We start from the raw sequence: 213 nt of genomic DNA, 5'->3' as shown, positions 1-213 counted from the left end.
AAGGCGATCGGTACGGATGCCTTCCAGGAGGCGGACATCGTGGGTATCACGATGCCGATCACCAAGCACAACTTCCTGGTGACGAAGGCCGAGGACATTCCGCGGACGATCGCGGAGGCGTTCCACATCGCTTCGACCGGCCGTCCGGGCCCGGTCCTGGTGGACATCGCCAAGGACGCGTTGCAGGCGCAGACCACGTTCTCGTGGCCGCCG

General features: G+C 65.3%; 1 pseudogene. It reads left to right on the top strand.

Features of this window, described 5'->3' with window-relative positions:
• Window positions 1–213 (top strand): annotated as a pseudogene (locus tag ADK54_RS20925) (thiamine pyrophosphate-binding protein); the annotation flags it as partial.

This window comes from Streptomyces sp. WM6378 (genome assembly GCF_001279695.1).
Lineage (GTDB): Bacteria > Actinomycetota > Actinomycetes > Streptomycetales > Streptomycetaceae > Streptomyces.
This window is presented reverse-complemented; position numbering and strand designations above follow the sequence as displayed.